Below are 19,127 nucleotides of genomic sequence, written 5' to 3'. Positions count from 1 at the left end.
CATTTTAAAAGATTTTATTAAATTGCTACACCAACCTAAACTATCCTTCAAAACTTGTTTCTGAGCCCATATTCAGGCTTTTTATTCATTTATATCGGTACAAAACCATAATCATCAACCAACACCTCAATGAAAATTTCTTTATTTACAGTAGGCCTTTTAGGGCTCGTCATGGGTGCGCAAGCCCAGCAAAACCTCAGTGGATTTGCACCTTCCAATCAGGCCAAGCAGCAAAAAACAGAACAAGAATATCGCACTAAACAATCAGCAGAGCGTTATAAGCTTCATCTTCATAAACTCACTAGTGAACCTCATTTGGCCGGAACGCCCGAAAACGAGAAAGTGAGAGACTATATCGCCGATGTGATGCGCAAGGCTGGCCTACAAGTAGAGATATTTCCCCATGATATTTATATGTCCAAATCTCCCGGAGAAAGTATAGTGGAGTTGGTAGAACCCATCAGAATGCCACTCAACAATCGAGAGTTTATCTTACCTGAAGATAAATACTCAAGCGACCCACGCCTCACACCTGGCTGGAATGCTTACTCAGGTTCGGGAGATGTAACCGCAGAGGTGGTCTATGCCAACTATGGTCGTAAAGAAGACTTCGAACAGTTAAAAGCCTTAGGTATTTCGGTAAAAGGAAAAATCGTTTTGGCTCGTTATGGGGGCAACTTTAGAGGATACAAAGCCAAACACGCCGAAGCGGCGGGCGCGGCGGGCGTAATCATCTACACCGACCCTTCGGATAGTGGATATATGAAAGGAATTACTTTTCCTGAAGGTACCCAGCCCAGCGACAATACCATTCAGCGAGGATCATTGCTCACAGTCGATTTCACGGGCGACCCTCTTACTCCCTTTGAGCCGGCATTGCCCCTCGACGGCCCCAAAAAAATTAAACGAATTGACCCTAAAGATGCTGCATTCCACAAAATTCCAGTAACGCCTCTACCATGGGGGTCTGCCGTAGAAATATTCAAAAAAATGACTGGTACCAAAGCCGTTCCGGCAGGTTGGCAGGGTGGTTTACCTTTGGCTTATCGATTGGAAGGAGGGTCTACTCTCAAAGTCCGTTTGAAAGTAAAACAAGATAAAGAGTTTGTAAGAGTATATCAGGTAGTGGGTACGCTGACAGGCAGTGAGCTTCCTGATGAGTGGATACTAGCAGGCTGTCATTATGACGCTTGGGGGTACGGCTCAACCGACCCAAATAGTGGCACTGCAATGCTATTGACTTTGGCCGAATCTTTGGGAAAATTACCCCAAAAACCCAAACGTACCATTAAAATTTGTCATTGGGATGCAGAAGAGCATGGCGTATTAGGCTCTACAGAATGGGTAGAACAAATGCGCGATGAGCTATCTACCAAAGCCATTGCCTACATGAATTTTGACGCGGCTGTATCAGGAAAGATGTTTGGAGGTAGTGCATCGCCTTCTCTCAAAAAATTAATCATTGAAGCCGCCCAATCTGTAGAATACCCAGATTCTAACAAAACTGTTTATGAACATTGGCTAGCACAAAAAGGAGCCAAAAAATCTAGCACTGTCGGAGTTGGTGGCTCGGCACCTGTTGCCAACGAAAATGAACCTACCATTGGCAATCTCGGCGGCGGCTCTGACCATATTGCCTTCTATATGCACGTGGGTATTCCCTCTCTAAGTGCTGGTGTAGGTGGCCCTACGCTCTATCATTCTCTTTATGATGATTTGTTTTTCTATCATAAGTTTGTGGATTCGACCTACAAAATGGGTCCAATGGTAGAACAAGTAGTAGGCACGATGTCACTGCGGCTCGCCAATGCAGATATCTTGCCCTATGATGTAAGCCGCTATGCCACCGACCTCACTACACACCTCAAAACAGCCGAAAAAGCGATTAAAGCATATTCACCTTCGTATTCTATTGGAAAACTGCTTGCTCAAGTCGAAACGCTAAAACAAAACGCCGAACAATTTGAAGCCAAAGCAAAAGCCCTTCTGAGTGAAGATAAATTGGATAAAAACAAACTAAGAGCTATCAACCAAGAATTACGAAACCTAGAAAAAGCCTTCATTGATCCTAAAGGCATGGCGTATGGCTCCTGGTATCGGTCTCTATATGCCTCATCTGATCCTTACAGCGGCTATGCTTCTTGGATGCTGCCCGCGTTTCAGTATGAAGCTTCACTTAAATCCACGGCAAATTTGGCCGATATTGAAGCTCGTCATGCCAAGGCAATCGAAAATCTAAATAATAAAATCGTAAGCTTAAACCAACAGCTTGGCGGGACTGCGTCGTCGCTCGGAGGGGGCAAAAACTAACTCTTTCTCACAAAAAAAACCTTGACAAGGCTCTACATCCTTGTCAAGGTTGAGATAAAGACAAGCTTTTGGTATAATTACTAATCTTCAAACAAATTACCTAAGCCTCCTAGTACTGAGCCACTTTCTTTGCGAGCTTGTGGGCTATGTACCGAAAGTCTATCTACGAGTTTGGAGATGGGCATAGATTGTATCCAGCATCTACCTGTCCCCTGAAGGGTAGCTAAGAAAATACCTTCTCCCCCAAAAATCATTGATTTAAGACTTCCAGAGCGTTGGACACTGAAATTAATGCTAGGTTCAAACGCTACCACGCAACCCGTATCTACTCGAAGCGTTTCATTGTTTAATTGGCGCTCAATCACTACTCCACCGGCATGAACAAAAGCCAAACCATCTCCTTGAAGTTTTTGTAAAATAAAACCTTCTCCCCCAAACAAACCACTGCCAAGACGTTGGTTGAAGTGTATATTAAGCTTAGTACCCATAGCAGCACACAAAAAACCGTCTTTTTGGACAATCAACGAATTGCCGTAGATATTGGCCAAATTGATAGGCATTACCGTACCGGGATAAGGCGCCGCAAATGCCACCTTACGCTTACCATAACCACGATTGGTAAAATGAGTCATAAACAAAGACTCTCCAGTAAGCAAGCGGCTACCAGCTTGAAAAATCTTACCCATGATACTCTGATTGGCAGTGGAGCCGTCACCCATTTTGGTTTCAAACTGTATGCCCTCTTCCATAAAAAGCATAGAACCCGCTTCGGCGATTACGGTTTCGTTGGGGTCAAGTTCGATTTCGACGATTTGAATATCTTCGCCGATGATTTTGTAGTCAATTTCGTGAGAGTTCATAACTTGATTATTCTTCAGGATTTTCGTTAAGATCATCACGTGAGCGCAATTTCTTGTCGTCAACGTGTTTGTTCAAAAATTGATTGATTTTATCGATATCGATAGTGGAAGTGATTTCACCAAATGAATTGATACGAATATCAAAACCGTCCAAGTCTTTATGAACGCGCGGCTTTTCGGCGCTCTCCGGAGGGGTTGTTTTTTTCTTTGTCATATCGTTCAAATTTTTTTACGAAAATATACAGCTCTAGCTCCATTCGCAACCCCGTTTCATCAAATGGTGACTTTCTTTTATTTTCTGGTCAAAAAAAGGGGCAAATGGCACTACAAATTTTGTTAACTTTTGAAAATTACGATAAAACGCACTTGGTGGGGACAGCTTGCTGTCATAGGGCTTATTGTAACAGCGGTCTGGATTTCGTTGGTGTCTGACTCTATTTTCAATACCTCTCCTACTCCTTTTATTTTACTTCTGCCTTTTGTGTGGGGATGTTTCAAGGGCAACTTCCATATTTTAGATAGCGACCCAGCCCTCATTACACCCAAAAATATCATGCTTTTGATATGGTTTCATAAATTTATTGTTATTCCGATTGAGCTATTGTTGGTGGGTAATAAGATATTGCCCACCTATTATGATAATCAAACTATTTTGACCGAAGTTAGTATTTATATCGTTTCTTTTGTGAGTTTTCTTTGGGGCTGGGAATTTAAGAGCAAAGGCATCAAAATCCCTACATTTCATTCTCCAAACTTAACTAATACCCTCATTTTCATTTATTTGACAATTTCAATAACCTCACTTATTATTCTCTATGGCTCTCTTCAAAAATACATAGAAGGGTCTTTTTTTTCGTACGTTACGCAAGAAATTTTAGAACACCATTCAGGTTCTCCACTGGGTTTAATTGCCAATCTTGGCCAAAAATTCTGGCCTTTCGGAATTATGCTTTTATGGTATAAAACTACCCCTACCTCCCGCCCCCAACCCTCTCTTTTCACTTTTGTCTTTTGGCTACCGCTATGTATGATGGGTATTCTAAGCAGCAATCGCTCCAATATGCTTTACCCTTTATTAGCTTTTATGAGTATTCTGGGGGCACAGTGGAAGGTTCGTTATAAATGGAAAATCTTGTTAGTGATTGAATTAGGAATTTTAATATTGTTTTTCTTTGGATATATACGGGTACAGCCTTTCTTAGATTTCCAATCTATAGAAACGCTTTTCAAGCATTATGTTGAAGATACTGATTATGTATGGTTTGCCCATCAACTTTATTTGGGCAGTCCTTATCAAATCACCCCACTATTACATATCCCCCCCCCTTCTTCTACTTTATTAGCTTCTTTACTGGATCCCGTTCCGGTCATGGGCAAAGACTTCAGAGAACAAAGTGGTCCTTACATTTACAATTTATCTTTCCATAATTACACCTATGTTTCTCAGGATAAGGTAATTCCAGTGGCAGGAGAGCTTTTCTTCAATGGAGGCTATCTATTGGTCTTTGTGGGCCATTTTATATTTGGTAGAGGGTGTAGGTGGCTCAACCACGCCTTCCAGCAAACGCTCTCTATCAATCCCATCGTCTCTGCTTGTTTTTTTTATTTGATGTTACTTTTTAGTGCCACTTTACTACTTAGTTTATCGGTATTGGTACAATTTTTCTTGTACAACGCTTTACCCGCTTTATTGATTATTGCTGTAAATTGGTTGCAAATACGTAAGGCTTCCTAAACATAGTTGGTTATATTTGCATCCTTAATTTAGTCTTCACTATCCCAATTTTATGTCGTTAACATGGAAAAAATCAAAGTTGCAAACCCCGTAGTCGAACTAGACGGCGACGAAATGACGCGTATCATCTGGCGTTTTATCAAAGATAAACTCATCCTTCCTTACTTAGACGTTGATATTAAATATTATGACCTTGGTATTGAGTATCGTGACGAAACCAACGACCAAGTAACCATAGATGCTGCCAACGCCATCAAAGAATACGGTGTAGGTATCAAATGTGCAACTATCACGCCTGACGAAGACCGCGTGAAAGAGTTTAATCTCAAACAAATGTGGAAATCTCCCAACGGAACGATTCGTAACATTTTGGACGGTACGGTTTTTCGCGAGCCTATCGTGTGCCAAAATGTACCTCGTCTTGTGACCAACTGGGATTCTCCTATCATCGTTGGCCGTCATGCGTTTGGAGACCAATACCGCGCTACGGATTTCGTAACCAAGGGCAAAGGAAAACTTACCATTAAGTTTGAAGGTGAAGATGGCACCGTAACCGAGTATGAAGTATATAACTTCAAAGGTGATGGTGTAGCATTGGCCATGTACAACACCGATGAATCAATCCGTGGATTTGCACGTTCTTGCTTCCAAGTAGGTTTGCAAAAAGGATGGCCTGTTTATCTTTCCACAAAAAATACCATCTTGAAAAAATACGACGGCCGTTTCAAAGATATTTTCCAAGAAATTTACGAAGCCGAATTTAAGTCGCAAGGCGTTCATTATGAGCACCGCCTCATCGACGACATGGTGGCATCGGCCTTGAAATGGAACGGAAACTTCGTATGGGCTTGTAAAAACTATGACGGCGACGTACAATCTGATACTGTAGCCCAAGGATTTGGCTCATTAGGGTTGATGACATCCGTACTTCTTACTCCTAGCGGACAAGTAATGGAAGCAGAAGCCGCCCACGGAACCGTGACTCGCCACTACCGTGAGCATCAAAAAGGCAGACCTACTTCTACAAACCCTATCGCTTCTATCTTTGCTTGGACACGCGGCCTCGCTTTCCGTGGCAAACTAGACGGCAATCAGCCTTTGGTTGATTTTTGCGAAGCTTTGGAACAAGTCTGTGTCGAAACAGTAGAAAGTGGCAAAATGACCAAAGACTTGGCCGTATGTATCCACGGCAACAAAGTAAACCACGGTGAGCATTACCTCTACACCGAAGAGTTTTTGGATGTACTTGACGCTAATTTGCAAGCAAAATTGGCTAAATAAATCTCCTCACCCCCTTCTCTCTTTTAGGAAAAGAAGGGGGTTATTTTTTTTCAATGTGCGGCGCTTACTTTCTTTTTTACTTTTTACTTTTTTTTGCTGCTTTTTAGAAGCTGCTGCCCAACAGCCTCAAGGTCGCTTTTTGACCGATAGCATTGAGGTAGGTAAGCCTTTTCAATACGCCCTAAGTTTTCGTCATTCTTCACAAGTCGATGTGTTTTTCCCTGATACAAGTGCTGATTTTCGGCCATTTCAGGTTATTAAATTAGAGTATTTCCCTACCGAAACTACTTCTAGGGGCAGTTTGGATAGTGCGGTCTATACGTTGGTGACTTTTGAACTCAATAAGATTCAAACTTTAGAAGTTCCTGTATGGACATTGACAGGGAGAGATTGTACGGCCGTTTATTCCCAAATGGACTCTATCAGGCTTCGCGAATTGATTAGCCCTGATGCCATAGATACCCTTCGTCTTCAAACAGATACCCAGATTGTGCCGTTGCGTCGTCAGCCCAATTTTCCTTTTATGTTGCTAGTGTCGCTGTTGATTTTGATGATTGGGACAGGCGTGTATTTGCTTTTTGGAGAATCTATTACCAAGCAATGGGAACTGTTTTTGATGTTTCGCCGCAATCAAGAATTTGTGAAGAATTTTACCCGTTTTACGCGAGATGTCAATGGGGTTAAGGGAATTGACAATGTCGAAAAAGCCGTAATTCTTTGGAAAAAGTATTTACAAAGATTGGAACGAAAACCCTATGCTACCTATACTACAAAAGAAATCACCGACAATCTATCTAACGCCCAATTGGCCGAAGCCCTAAAATCCATTGATAGTTTAATATATGGAGGACTAGCCTCTTTCAATACTGCCGATTCGCTCAATATTTTAAGAGAAGTTGCCCTTCAAAGTTATCGCCACCGCCGTATCGAAATTGCCCAAGCTACTCCCGCTTCTTCTCGTACTTATCAAAAATCAAGTCAAAACGATCGTTAAGAATATCTTCAATGTGTTTATGATATTCTGCAAAATCGGGGAGGTTGTTGTGGCCTCCTCCATAAATTGGAATCAAACGTGCTGACTGCGGTACCAAATTGGCCAGCCTCACACTTGACCTAAAAGGAATCAATAAGTCTTTGGTTCCATGAATGATATAAATTGGACATTTGACATACTTAATCCATACGTCTGTCCGAATCGAAAACTTGAGGATATATGATACGGGTAAAAAAGGCAAAAACCTTGTAGTAAGACGGGTAAAGCTATAATAGGGTGCGTCTAAAATCAACATTTTGGGGTGATTGACCGAGGCTAGCTTAGTCGCAAAACCCGAGCCTAAAGACCGCCCATACACTACCATTTTATCTTCTTGATAACCATATTTAGACCGCATTTTGTTGTAAATGTACTGCGCGTCATTTTTGATTCCTTCTTCCGTCTGTTTCCCTACGCTTTTGCCAAAACCCCGATAATCAATCATCAACACGTCGTAGCCATATTGGGTAAAATCTTTAGCATATTTGGACCATCCCTTGATACTACGGGTATTTCCGTGAAAATAAATCACCAGCCCCCGCGAATCCTCTTCTTGATAAAAACGCAAAGCATTGATACGGACATTAGGCTCTGGCTCAAAAAACAACTCCTCAAACAAGTCATCATATCTATATTCAAAATCTTGTGGTAATTTCTCTGGTTTAAAAATAAACTTCCCCTGAATCAAATAAGCAACTATACACAGTAGTATATAAATACCACCTATCCAGATAAGCCGTTCTGTTGTAAAAAACTCCAACATTTGTTTAAAACTATTTTTTCTACGAAAATAACAAGAATGATAGAAGATAGAAATCAGATGCTCATTTTAAATCCGTCTTAAGCCCGCTTAAGAGAGCTATAAAGATGATTGTCTTTATTTAAAATAAAATATCTTATTTTTACCCTTATTTTGAAGTACATTAACCACCAATCTCAACTCCACCTGTGAAATATCTGTTAGGCTATGACGTAGGCAGCTCGTCCATCAAAGTTGCTTTATTAGACATCGAAACTGGCAAGGCACTCGCAACTGCCACCTCTCCCGACCAAGAAATGGGGATGATTGCTCACGAAGCTGGCTGGGCCGAGCAGCACCCTGATAGCTGGTGGCAAGAGGCGATCACCGCCACTCATAAATTACGTACAAAGTATTCTTTTGATGCCTCTCTTGTAGCAGGCATTGGGATTTCCTACCAAATGCACGGACTTGTGGTGGTTGACAAAAATCTGCAACCTCTCCGTCCGTCGATTATTTGGTGCGATAGCCGTGCCGTCGAAATCGGCAACAAAGCATTTGCTGAGCTTGGGGCAGATTACAGCTTACAACATTTGCTCAATTCGCCCGGTAATTTCACCGCCTCCAAACTCAAATGGGTCAAAGACAACGAGCCGCAGATATTTGAACAAATTAAGTATTTTATGCTCCCTGGCGACTACCTTGCTTTACGTATGACAGGCACTCCTCAAACCACCGTTTCGGGTTTGTCTGAGGGAATATTTTGGGATTTTGCCGAACAGAAAATTTCGCAAAAACTCCTAAATCTTTACGGGCTCGATTCCTCAATGATTCCACAAGTGGTGGATACATTTTCTCCACAAAGCCAGCTTTCTGCTTCGGCAGCCGCCGATTTAGGCCTTAAAGCGGGTACACCCATAGCCTACCGCGCTGGAGACCAACCCAACAACGCCTTCTCACTCAATGTACTTAACCCTGGCGAAGTAGCTACTACTGCGGGTACTTCGGGGGTGGTATATGGTATCAATGCACAAGCCACCTCCGACCCTCTTTCGAGAGTCAATACTTTTGCTCATGTCAACAGTACCACTGAAGCCCCGCGCAATGGGGTATTACTTTGTATCAATGGGACGGGTATTCTTAATAGCTGGGTACGAAAACTGGCTGGCGGCATCAGTTACGACGAAATGAATCAGCTCGCTGCCCAAACTCCTATTGGAGCCGACGGACTTATCTTTTTGCCATTTGGAAATGGAGCAGAACGCGTATTAGAAAATCAATTGGTAGGTGGCCAACTTCAAGGACTCAATTTCAATATCCACTCAGCTTCGCATGTATTCAGAGCGGCACAAGAAGGGATTGTATTTGCCCTCCAATATGGCTTACAAGTAATGCAAGAAATGGGCGTTCAGACCCAAACTGTAAGAGCAGGACATGCCAATTTGTTTTTAAGTCCACTTTTCCGCGAAGCATTTGCCAATACCACTGGTGCTACCATTGAGCTATACGATACCGATGGCGCACAAGGAGCCGCCCGCGCGGCAGGAGTAGGCGTAGGAGTCTATGATTTTAAGTCGGCATTTGAAGGTCTTTCCCAAATCGCCACATTTGAGCCTGATGCTAGCCTGCAACCACAATATGCCGAAAACTATGCCAAGTGGGAAGCAAACTTGAAAAAATCAATGCCTAAGCCCTTTGACAAAGGATGATTTATCCCTAACTTGCGGCGTATTTTTTAGATAATCATTCAATAAACACCGTTTTCACATGGAAGCGCACAAAGAACAGGAAGTTCACTGGGGCTGGTTACTAGCCTACTTTTTGATTATTGTTACTTTATTATTTGCCTTTGGCGATACACTTGTGGCCATTGTAGGTACCCTTATTCAAGCTTTAATTTTTGCGGGTTACCACAATTCCCTTCACAAAGAAATTTAACCCTCCTATTTTGGGTAAATAGATATAAAGCCGGCTTTGTCGGCTTTTTTTTTGCCCTTTTGAATAACGGCGTAAAAGGAAATTTACACAGAGTTTCAGAGAAAATAGTAAAAAAACTTGGGGTTTCTGATACTCGGTACACCTTAAGGCAAAAAAAATATTAGCAAATTAAAATTTTACGATTACTTATTTACGTTTCTTCATAAACCAAAACCAATATTTCAGATGAAAACATCATGGTTATTTCTCTTCAGCATGTTATTATGGATGAATACTAAAGCCCAAAACAACCCAGATGCTTGCGTAGGTACTTGGCTGACTGGCTCTAAAAAAGGTCACGTTCAAATCTACAAACAAGGCGATAAATATTTTGGAAAAATTGTATGGCTCAAAGAACCTAATAACCCCACAACCGGACAACCCCGCACCGACATCAACAATAGCGATGCGCAGAAAAAGACCCGTCCTTTGTTGGGATTAGTAAATCTTCGCGATTTTAAATACGACGGGGCCAATACTTGGAATGACGGAAAAATTTATGACCCCGAAAATGGCAAAGAATATAGTTGCAAAATGAAGCTCATAGATGCCAACCATTTAGATGTAAGAGGATATATTGGCGTATCTTTGATGGGACGTACAGATAGCTGGACAAGAGTCAAATAAATAATTGGCCTATTTGTAGGTATTTAAATTTGACTACAAATAGGCCAAGCTTTCTCAAACGCTATTTTGAAACTTGATACACTCAAAAAATTTAATTTATAATGAATAATCTCTTTCCGATTTTTTTGAAGCTCGAACAGCTCCGTGTTTTGATTGTAGGAGGTGGCTATGTCGGACTCGAAAAACTTACGGCAGTTTTGGCAAATTCTCCGGCTACCGAGGTATATTTGGTAGCCCCCGAAATCAGGACAGAAATCAAAGAAATAGCATCTGAGAACCCAAACGTTCGGCTGATTTTAGACACCTATGCCCTACCCTACCTCGACAATAAAGACTTGGTGATTGTGGGTACCAACGATAAAGAAGTAAACAAACAAGTACAACAAGATTGTAAAACCAAAGGGATACTAGTCAACGTAGCCGACACGCCCGACTTATGCGATTTTTACCTGAGCTCAGTCGTCAAAAAAGGAGATTTAAAAATTGCCATTTCGACCAATGGCAAATCACCTACCTTTGCCAAGCGTTTTAGAGAGGTTTTGGAGGAGATATTGCCAGATACCTTACAAGAAATTTTGGATAATCTCCAACTCATAAGAAACAAGTTAAAAGGCGATTTTCAGGAGAAACTTGAAAAATTGAATGAAATCACAAAAGTCATGAAATGACCGCTTTTCAAAACAAATCCAATGGCAGAGGTTTGTCTTTAAGAATGAAAAAATAAATCAAGCCCGCCAACACCATATAACTCAAAATCAGCCATTTTTTCTTTTGTTCAAACTCTTGATGGTGGTGATAGTAATCATAATACATAGAAGCGGACAAACCAAAGACCATCAAAATAGCACACATAATAGCACAATGAGTACGATAAATAACATATGGATGTAAAAAGCTTGCACCCAACAATATATATACCAACCACATACCAAATCCCATTCGGTATAAATACACACTCAGGCGTCGGTCATTTTTTATATCAAAAAGTTTATCGTCCATATCGGTAGAAGGCTGATTTTCAGTAAAATTATATATTTTTGTAATCAAAGTCAAATACCATTTACAACCCTTATACGTTTCATGCCTTTAAAAGTTTTGGTGATTCGCTTTTCCTCAATCGGGGACATTATTTTGACAACTCCCGTGGTGCGCTGCCTCAAAACCCAACGCCCCGATGTAGAGATTCACTACCTCACCAAAGCTTCTTATCAATACCTCTTGGTCGACAATCCTTACATCGACCGCATACACACCCTTGAAAGTAGTCTTTGGAAGCTTATCAAACCTCTCCGTGAAGAAAAATTCGATTTAATCATTGACCTGCATCACAATCTTCGCACCCTTCAAATTAAATTAGGGCTTGGAGTTCAGGCCATTAGTTTCAACAAACTAAACTGGGAAAAATGGCTACTCGTCAATTTTAAAATCAACGCTCTTCCCAATGTTCATATTGTAGATCGTTATCTTCATACCTTACATTCATTAGGAGTAGTAAACGACGACCGCGGGCTCGATTATTTTATCCCTTATCGCGATATTATAGAACCTGATTGGCTACCCGAAAGCCATCAAAAAGGATATGTAGCCTATGCCATAGGAGGCCAACACGAAACAAAAAAGCTCCCCCTCAATCGAATGATAGAGCTTTGCGAGAAAATCAATTTTCCTATTGTGCTATTAGGCGGAAAAGAAGACGCTGCCAATGGTGAAATCATTGAAAAAGCAATCGGTAGCAGGCTGATTTACAATGCTTGTGGCAAATGTAACTTCAATCAATCAGCTTCCTTGATTCAGCAGTCGAAGTTGGTATTTAGCCACGATACTGGCTTAATGCACGTAGCTGCTGCCTTCAAAAAGAAAGTATACTCTATCTGGGGCAATACTATTCCAGAGTTTGGAATGTACCCTTACAATACCCATTTTGTGTTGCTCGAAAATCGTCAGCTTTCTTGCCGTCCATGTTCCAAAATTGGGGCAAAACGCTGCCCTAAAGGGCATTTCAAATGCATGAATGAATTATCTTTTCAGTTTGAAATCAAAGAGTTGAAGCATCAACGGTGGCAATAAAAGCCAATGACAGCCTAGAGTTTTTGTTCTATCAATTCTACCACTTTTTTTAGCCACTCTGCATCGATTTCGCTAAAATCATCGAGTACATCACTATCTACATCCAGTACCATCGCCACACTTCGGTCAGGAGCAAATACCGGAACTACAATCTCTGACTTGGACGCGGAGCTGCAAGCAATATGCCCCGGAAACTGCTCCACATCAGGTACAATAAGGGTTTTCTGCTGTGTATAACTCGCGCCGCATACTCCTTTATCAAAATGGATACGAGTACACGCAATCGGCCCTTGAAAGGGTCCCAATACAAGTTGATTTTCTTTTTTTAGATAAAAGCCTACCCAAAAAAAGCCAAATGCCTCACGCAATGCGGCTGCAATATTGGCCAAGTTGGCAATAAGATCATTTTCGCCTTCCACTAGCGCCGCAATCTGCGGCACCAGACTTTCGTACAAAGCTTCCCTGTTTTTAGTATCGGGAAGATAAAGAGTTTCAGCCATGTTGTTTTTAAATAACTTTTCAAAAATACCTCCTTTACAGCTAGCCTATTTTTGAGTCAAATTAAGCCTTTTTAAACTACAATAGACATAACTTCGTTAATTGAAAGTGATTCTAGGTTGATATTGTTTAGATTTGCGCACTTTCTTTTACTGAGTACCCCTAATGTTTTGGAAAAAAGTTTCTTCCTTTATTCTCAAAAACCGCTTACAGCTTTTCAGCCTTTTGATAGGGCTAACGGTTTTGATGGGTTATCAAGTTTCAAAAATCCAGTTTTCTTACGAATTACCTAAGATTCTGCCCGAAAACAACCCCGATTACCAGCTTTATGAGGCTTTCAAAGCACGATATGGCGAAGACGGCAACCTCACTGTGGTCGGGATTGAAACCAGCAAATTGTTCAGCATTCCAGTTTTTAAAGATTGGTACAGTCTAAATCAGCGGCTCAAACTACTCAAAGGAGTAAAAGAGGTGATTTCAAATGCGACTATTATCACCATCGTTAGAAATGATAGCCTCAAGCGTATGCAAGCCAAGAAGCTATTGACTCATGTTCCTAATTCTCAACAAGATTTAGATTCCCTGCAAATCATTATTAATCATCTTCCTTTTTATCAAGACCTCCTGATAAGCCCTTCCCAAAAGGCACATTTAATGGGTGTCATCATTGAGCCTAGTGAACTCAATGCACCAAGTTTGATTAAAATCAATCAGAAGATAAAACAAGAAGTAGAACAGTTTGGGCAAAAGCATCGCATACCTGTACACTTTTCTGGATTGCCCTATATTCGTACCGCCTTTGCCACCCGTGTAGCCCAGGAGGTTGTGCTATTTACAGCTTTGTCGCTCTTCGTAACAGGCCTTATCCTACTACTCCTTTTTAGATCATGGCGAGTAGTGGCTATTTCTTTAAGCGTTGTACTAATAGGCGTAGTATGGAGTATGAGCTATATGGTCTTATTGGGTTTCCCAATATCTCTCTTGACCTCCCTGATACCACCTCTTATAGTAGTAATAGGTGTACCCAATGCGATTTTTTTAACTAATAAATATTACGAGCAACTCCGTTTAGCCCAAATTCAAAGAAATGCAATCGCCGTTGCGACAGAAAAAATTGGAGAAACAACATTTTGGGCAAATATCACCACTGCCATTGGTTTTGGGGTACTATGCATTACGGGCAGCAAAATGCTTTTGGAGTTTGGAATAGTAGCGGCCCTAGGTGTATTGAGCACTTATGTACTTTGTTTGATTTTGATTTCAATTTTGTACTCCTATTTCTCTCCCCCAAAAACTGCTCAATTATCACATACTGAAAACGTTTTTCTTCAAAAATTTTTGGGCAAAATTACCGAATGGGTCCAGTTTAAACGACGACAAATCTATGTGTGTGTGGTCATTTTGGTGGGGATTTCTATCATTGGTTTTACCCAAATCAAAGCCATAGGATATGTGGTAGATGATATACCCAAAGAAGATGTACTTTATACTGATCTCAAATTTTTTGAAAAACATTTTAAAGGGGTCTTGCCTTTTGAAATCAACATAGACACAGGACGCCCTGGCAGGGTTTTGACCCCTCAAACCTTAACCAAAATCAAAATTTTACAAAAAGAAATAGCCAAACACCCCGAATTTACAAAGCCTATTTCTTTGGTAGAAGCTGTGAAATTTGTTTACCAAGCATATAGGGGTGGGCAGCCCAAATACTTTGTATTGCCCGATGCCCTTGAGCTAAAAAAACTGGAACAATTTCTCGACACCACTCAGAAAAATTTTCTCCAAACCAATATTTTTTTAGACAAAACGCACCGACATACCCGCATAAGCTTTCAAATAGGTGATATTGGCACCCCTCGAATTTCGAGTCTCTATAATAGTCTTCAGCCCAAAATCGACAGTATTTTCAACATTGACCCAACTACTGGCACATGGGTGGATAAAGAGGAGGCCTACCAAGCCAAAATCACGGGCAATAGCGTGGTTTTTACGAAAGGAAATGAATACCTACTCCAAAATCTAATCCAAAGCACACTGCTAGCGGTGGGGATGATTTCGGTACTGATGATTGTGCTTTTTGGTAGTTGGCGTATGATTTTAGTAGCGGTTGTTCCGAGCTTAGTTCCCTTGATTATTACAGCGGGGATTATGGGTCTAGCGGGGATACCCCTCAAGCCTTCCACAATTCTTATTTTTAGTATTGCGTTTGGTCTTTCGACCGATGCTACCATTTATTTCCTCACACGATACAAAGACGAAATAAGAAACTCTCATCATCATAATAGTAGCCAACATATCACTGACACGATTCGGCTTACGGGTATAAGTATGCTACAAACGGCCATTGTTCTCTTTATAGGATTTATTACTTTTACTGCATCTACGTTTCAGGGCACGGTTTACTTAGGAATTTTGGTTGCAATAACTTTGTTGATGGGGGTAATATCCAATTTAATTTTGCTCCCAGCGTTTTTATTTTGGATAAATCACAAAAAAATTGTCCTTTAGAAGATTATCGTTTCTGTGATACTAAAGAAACTTCCCCCTTACGGTCTTTTAGTAGAAAGCATCTAATTTTTGAAAAAACAATGAAAATACTATTCAATATACTCTTGGTTTTTGTGTTCTTAATTGCCTTTGTACCAGCGTTCCGCAGGTTCATGTTTTGGCTTTTGGTAGGGCGGCAATTGATAAAAGAACAAAAGAAAGCCAATCGCCAGCCCCAAAGACGCGAAGGAGATGTTAGGGTTGAACGCCCCACCTCCAAAGATGACTCCTCTCGCTTCAAAGGCGGCGAATATGTAGATTATGAAGAAATAAAAGACTAGCAGAAGCACTTTTTCGCTGAGAAATTCCCATTTTTGAGAATAATGCCAAATTTGGCCTAAATCAGCGATTTGCTTTTAAACACACATGTGGGATTGGCTTTCTATTGAATGGTTTTCACTCTCTAAGTTTAGAGCTTTTACTTGGGTATATCCTTATTTTTTGTACGGGATTTTAGCCATTCCAATTTTATTTTGGCTCCGCAATGCTTTCCACGCAGGAGCATTTCAAAGGTTGAGCTTTACATTTGTCCGCCACGACCCTTCTAGTAGTTGGTCGGTATGGTTGAGGTGGCTTTTCCCAATTGCGGCATTTTTATCTTTGAGCTGTATACTAATTGCCTTGGCTCGCCCCCAACTCATCCGAAATGTCACCGAACGCGACGCCGAAGTCATCGACATTATGCTTGCACTTGATATTTCTAGTTCGATGCTAGAAAAAGACCTTCTTCCAAACCGTTTGGCAGCGGCCCAATCAGTCGCCAAATCATTCATTAGTGGGCGTCTTCAAGACCGTATCGGTTTGGTAGTGTTTGCGGGTGAGGCTGTTACGTATTGTCCACTTACCAATGATTATGACTTGTTATATGGTTTCTTGGAAGAAATTAATAGCAAAATGATTGCTACTTCTGGAACAGCCATTGGTAGTGCTTTAGCAGTATGTATCAACCGATTACGAGAAAGTCAGGCCAAATCGAAAGTAGTCATTTTACTCAGTGACGGCGAAAATACCGCAGGCAACTTAGATCCTATTACCGCAGCCAAACTTGCCAAAGCGTTTGGAATCAAAGTATACACGATTGCAGTGGGTAAATTTACCGCCGCTCCTGCGCTCAAAGATACCCTCAATGTAGCTCTTAATTTAGGTTCTACCGATGAAGGCACCCTAAAAACCATTGCTAAATCTACCAATGGACAATTTTTTAGAGCTGCCGACAATTCTACCCTGCGAGGAATATTTACATTAATAGACCGTTTGGAAAGGGTAAAAGTAAAAAATCGGCGGTTTCAGGAAGTCAAAGATTATTATAGAATATACCTCAACTGGGCCATTTCCTTCTTCTTGTTCATGTTATTTTTGAAGGTGGTTTTTATTGCGAATGTTTTAGAAGACTAGTAATATTTGCCACAGCTTGGGCATTTTTTTCGCGTGCAATAGGGTCAGCAGTGCCGTCGGGGTCATTTAAAGCGGTGCCAAAAGTAGGAATATTTGCTCCTCTAATAAACAATAAACCCGCTACATGAGGTGCTGCCATAGAAGTCCCGGACAAAGTAGCGTAGCGTCCGTTTGAATAGGTCGAACGTATCCTGACACCATAGGCTGCTACATCTACGACATCGTTACCATAATTGGAGAAACTAGCAAATCGCCCTGTGCTATCTACCGCCGACACCGTAAATACATTGGCATGATTGACCCTTGCTGGCGAGTATCCGTTGGCTTGCTTGGCATCGTTGCCTGCGGCTATTGCAAAAAGGATACCTTTGTTGGCAGCTGCCTGAACTTCCCTGTCTAGTGCAGCGGAGGTACCATCTAATCCCAAACTCATATTGACTACATCTCCCGCTGTAGCATTTTGGCTAACATGCGCCACCGCCGCAATCACACTCGACAGTCTACCTTCACCCAGCTGATCAAGTACTTTGAGCGCTACAATCTTAGCCCCTGAGGCTACTCCTACGATTCCGATAGTGTTGTTGATTGCCCCGATAATCCCTGCTACGTGCGTGCCATGCCCGTTGTTGTCGTCGGCGGAGGTTTGTCCACTAATAAACGAAAGGCTCCGTTGGGTATCTACATTCAAGTCGGGGTGATCAAGGTCTACCCCTGTATCAATTACCCATACTGTTTTATCACTAAAATTAAGCCCGTTGCCATAACCTGTTTTTTTCACACTCCAAGATACCGAAGCGGGTGCTACTACATCGACACATGAGCATATGCTTACTCTACGGTCGGGTTCGATAGTCTCTACCGCCGCTTCTTTCTGCAAAGAAGCCACTTCATCCAAGCTAAGTTTAGCGACAAACCCTCTCCTCACCCCCACAAAGGTTGTTTTGAGGGATTTGGTATCGACTTGGTATTTATTCAGAATACTTTCGGTCAAAGTTTGCAAACGGGCATTGGAAGAGATTGAAGAAGTAGCTACCTCTGACAGGCTTATGATGTATTCTCCTTCAATAATTTGCCCATTTACCGCCGAAGCCGCCACCAGACAATCCGCTGATGGCTCAGGATCTTCACTCTCTTGATGGCAAGCAGCTAAGCATACGAGTGCTAGGATAAGTTTTACCTTGTTCATTAAAATCATCAGTTAGGTGGTAAGAAAAAATAGGTAAAACAAGTATCATATAGCAAATGATAAGGCGAAGGGATTTGTTTGTTAACGCCCGTGATTTATAGAAAATTGTTTATTCAAAAACAAAAAAAGTAGCCGTTGGGGGGTATCCAACGGCTACTTCGTAAAATACTATTGCCAAAATTTATTTCTTAGCAGGAGCGGCAGCCTTATCTTTATATTCTTTGTTTAGGCCTTCCACCATTTTTTGGGTCACATCTAAGCTAGCATCCGCAAACAAAATTCCTCCCCCTTTGCTATATCCTAGTACAAACTCATATCCATTGTCTTTGTTGTAACGCTTGATATAATCAAAGATATTGGTATAAAACTCTTCTGTTTTTTTGATGCGCTCTTCGTCCAATTTACGCAATTGGTCATCACGGTATTTAGCAATTTCTTGCTCTTCTTTTCCTAGCTGAGCTTGAGCTGCCTGAGCTTGATCTTGCGACAAGGCTCCTTGTTGAGCACGTTGCTGAAAAAAGGCTATTTTGTTTTGAAAAGTACGGCCTTTGTTTGCCAAATCATTTTCTAATTGAAAGCCTTTACTTTCAAATTCTTTCTGAAAGTCTTTGTAATAGTCATAGTTTTTGAGCAAACTATCTGCTTGTACATAGACGATTTTTTTACCTTTTGAAGCCTCACTCACACTACTACTCCCACTATCCGACGAGTGATGTGAAAAGTGTTGATATCCTAAAAAAGCTACTGCCAAGGTCAAAACTGCATTCCAAATAAGTAGTCCGTTTTTCACCGTAAAAATTGTTTTTAAGTTTTATGAAATTTAATAAATATTGGTTAGCCATTAAAAAATTATTGATAAAGCAGTGATAATC

Annotated in this window: 19 protein-coding genes; 12 read left to right on the top strand and 7 right to left on the bottom strand. The window is 41.2% G+C overall.

Annotated elements, in window-relative coordinates:
• The first annotated feature begins 129 nt into the window (after positions 1-129).
• On the top strand, positions 130-2,310 hold the full coding sequence (locus P1X15_RS27225) for a M28 family peptidase (RefSeq protein ID WP_277341294.1): 2,181 nt from the start codon (positions 130-132) through the stop codon (positions 2,308-2,310).
• 80 nt (positions 2,311-2,390) lie between these two features.
• On the opposite strand, the gene P1X15_RS27220 is transcribed toward P1X15_RS27225, so the two are convergent.
• Together P1X15_RS27220 and P1X15_RS27215 are read right to left on the bottom strand one after the other, a co-directional pair.
• Positions 2,391-3,170, bottom strand: a complete 780-nt coding sequence (locus tag P1X15_RS27220; protein ID WP_277341293.1) for a TIGR00266 family protein — start codon at positions 3,168-3,170, stop codon at positions 2,391-2,393.
• A 7-nt stretch (positions 3,171-3,177) separates the two neighbouring features.
• Entirely contained in the window at positions 3,178-3,384 is a 207-nt protein-coding gene (locus tag P1X15_RS27215; protein ID WP_037325831.1) for a hypothetical protein, read from the bottom strand.
• 129 nt (positions 3,385-3,513) lie between these two features.
• On the opposite strand from P1X15_RS27215, the gene P1X15_RS27210 reads away from it, so the two are divergent.
• From P1X15_RS27210 to P1X15_RS27200, 3 genes are all read left to right on the top strand, one after another.
• Positions 3,514-4,905, top strand: a complete 1,392-nt coding sequence (locus P1X15_RS27210) for a hypothetical protein (protein ID WP_277341292.1) — start codon at positions 3,514-3,516, stop codon at positions 4,903-4,905.
• A gap of 63 nt (positions 4,906-4,968) precedes the next feature.
• Positions 4,969-6,186, top strand: coding sequence for an NADP-dependent isocitrate dehydrogenase (locus P1X15_RS27205; protein ID WP_277341291.1), 1,218 nt, complete (start codon positions 4,969-4,971; stop codon positions 6,184-6,186).
• A gap of 55 nt (positions 6,187-6,241) precedes the next feature.
• Positions 6,242-7,180, top strand: a complete 939-nt coding sequence (locus P1X15_RS27200) for a hypothetical protein (protein WP_277341290.1) — start codon at positions 6,242-6,244, stop codon at positions 7,178-7,180.
• Here the strand turns inward: P1X15_RS27200 and P1X15_RS27195 are convergent.
• Positions 7,128-7,982, bottom strand: a complete 855-nt coding sequence (locus tag P1X15_RS27195) for an alpha/beta hydrolase (protein WP_277341289.1) — start codon at positions 7,980-7,982, stop codon at positions 7,128-7,130. The genes P1X15_RS27200 and P1X15_RS27195 overlap by 53 nt on opposite strands.
• A 185-nt stretch (positions 7,983-8,167) precedes the next feature.
• On the opposite strand from P1X15_RS27195, the gene P1X15_RS27190 reads away from it, so the two are divergent.
• The 4 genes from P1X15_RS27190 to P1X15_RS27175 all read left to right on the top strand — a co-directional run bounded on the left by P1X15_RS27190 (position 8,168) and on the right by P1X15_RS27175 (position 11,230).
• On the top strand, positions 8,168-9,667 hold the full coding sequence (locus tag P1X15_RS27190; protein ID WP_277341288.1) for a xylulokinase: 1,500 nt from the start codon (positions 8,168-8,170) through the stop codon (positions 9,665-9,667).
• 58 nt (positions 9,668-9,725) lie between these two features.
• On the top strand, positions 9,726-9,896 hold the full coding sequence (locus P1X15_RS27185) for a hypothetical protein (RefSeq protein ID WP_157585040.1): 171 nt from the start codon (positions 9,726-9,728) through the stop codon (positions 9,894-9,896).
• A 225-nt stretch (positions 9,897-10,121) separates the two neighbouring features.
• Positions 10,122-10,562 carry a DUF2147 domain-containing protein gene (locus P1X15_RS27180; RefSeq protein ID WP_277341287.1) on the top strand — a complete coding sequence of 147 codons (441 nt, stop codon included), beginning with the start codon at positions 10,122-10,124 and terminating at the stop codon, positions 10,560-10,562.
• Positions 10,563-10,663: 101 nt separating this feature from the next.
• Complete coding sequence (locus tag P1X15_RS27175) at positions 10,664-11,230, top strand: bifunctional precorrin-2 dehydrogenase/sirohydrochlorin ferrochelatase (RefSeq protein WP_277341286.1); 567 nt, start codon at positions 10,664-10,666, stop codon at positions 11,228-11,230.
• A 7-nt stretch (positions 11,231-11,237) separates the two neighbouring features.
• Here P1X15_RS27175 and P1X15_RS27170 read toward each other — a convergent pair whose 3' ends face one another.
• Positions 11,238-11,561, bottom strand: a complete 324-nt coding sequence (locus P1X15_RS27170; RefSeq protein ID WP_277341338.1) for a hypothetical protein — start codon at positions 11,559-11,561, stop codon at positions 11,238-11,240.
• 81 nt (positions 11,562-11,642) lie between these two features.
• Here P1X15_RS27170 and P1X15_RS27165 point away from each other — a divergent pair, with 81 nt between their 5' ends.
• Positions 11,643-12,629, top strand: coding sequence for a glycosyltransferase family 9 protein (locus P1X15_RS27165; RefSeq protein WP_277341285.1), 987 nt, complete (start codon positions 11,643-11,645; stop codon positions 12,627-12,629).
• 14 nt (positions 12,630-12,643) lie between these two features.
• On the opposite strand, the gene P1X15_RS27160 is transcribed toward P1X15_RS27165, so the two are convergent.
• Positions 12,644-13,129 carry a GAF domain-containing protein gene (locus P1X15_RS27160; RefSeq protein ID WP_277341284.1) on the bottom strand — a complete coding sequence of 162 codons (486 nt, stop codon included), beginning with the start codon at positions 13,127-13,129 and terminating at the stop codon, positions 12,644-12,646.
• 163 nt (positions 13,130-13,292) lie between these two features.
• Between P1X15_RS27160 and P1X15_RS27155 the strand changes: the two genes are divergently transcribed.
• From P1X15_RS27155 to P1X15_RS27145, 3 genes are all read left to right on the top strand, one after another.
• Entirely contained in the window at positions 13,293-15,635 is a 2,343-nt protein-coding gene (locus P1X15_RS27155) for an RND family transporter (protein ID WP_277341283.1), read from the top strand.
• Between the two features lie 80 nt (positions 15,636-15,715).
• Positions 15,716-15,955 (top strand): DUF4834 domain-containing protein, encoded by a 240-nt coding sequence (locus tag P1X15_RS27150; protein WP_277341282.1) that lies wholly within the window; start codon positions 15,716-15,718, stop codon positions 15,953-15,955.
• An 85-nt stretch (positions 15,956-16,040) separates the two neighbouring features.
• Positions 16,041-17,069, top strand: coding sequence for a VWA domain-containing protein (locus P1X15_RS27145; RefSeq protein ID WP_277341281.1), 1,029 nt, complete (start codon positions 16,041-16,043; stop codon positions 17,067-17,069).
• Here the strand turns inward: P1X15_RS27145 and P1X15_RS27140 are convergent.
• Together P1X15_RS27140 and P1X15_RS27135 are read right to left on the bottom strand one after the other, a co-directional pair.
• Entirely contained in the window at positions 17,044-18,255 is a 1,212-nt protein-coding gene (locus tag P1X15_RS27140) for a S8 family serine peptidase (protein ID WP_277341280.1), read from the bottom strand. The genes P1X15_RS27145 and P1X15_RS27140 overlap by 26 nt on opposite strands.
• A gap of 181 nt (positions 18,256-18,436) precedes the next feature.
• Positions 18,437-19,045, bottom strand: a complete 609-nt coding sequence (locus P1X15_RS27135; RefSeq protein ID WP_277341279.1) for an OmpH family outer membrane protein — start codon at positions 19,043-19,045, stop codon at positions 18,437-18,439.
• Positions 19,046-19,127: the final 82 nt, after the last annotated feature.

This window comes from Runella sp. MFBS21 (genome assembly GCF_029433105.1).
Classification (GTDB): Bacteria; Bacteroidota; Bacteroidia; order Cytophagales; family Spirosomataceae; genus Runella.
This window is presented reverse-complemented; position numbering and strand designations above follow the sequence as displayed.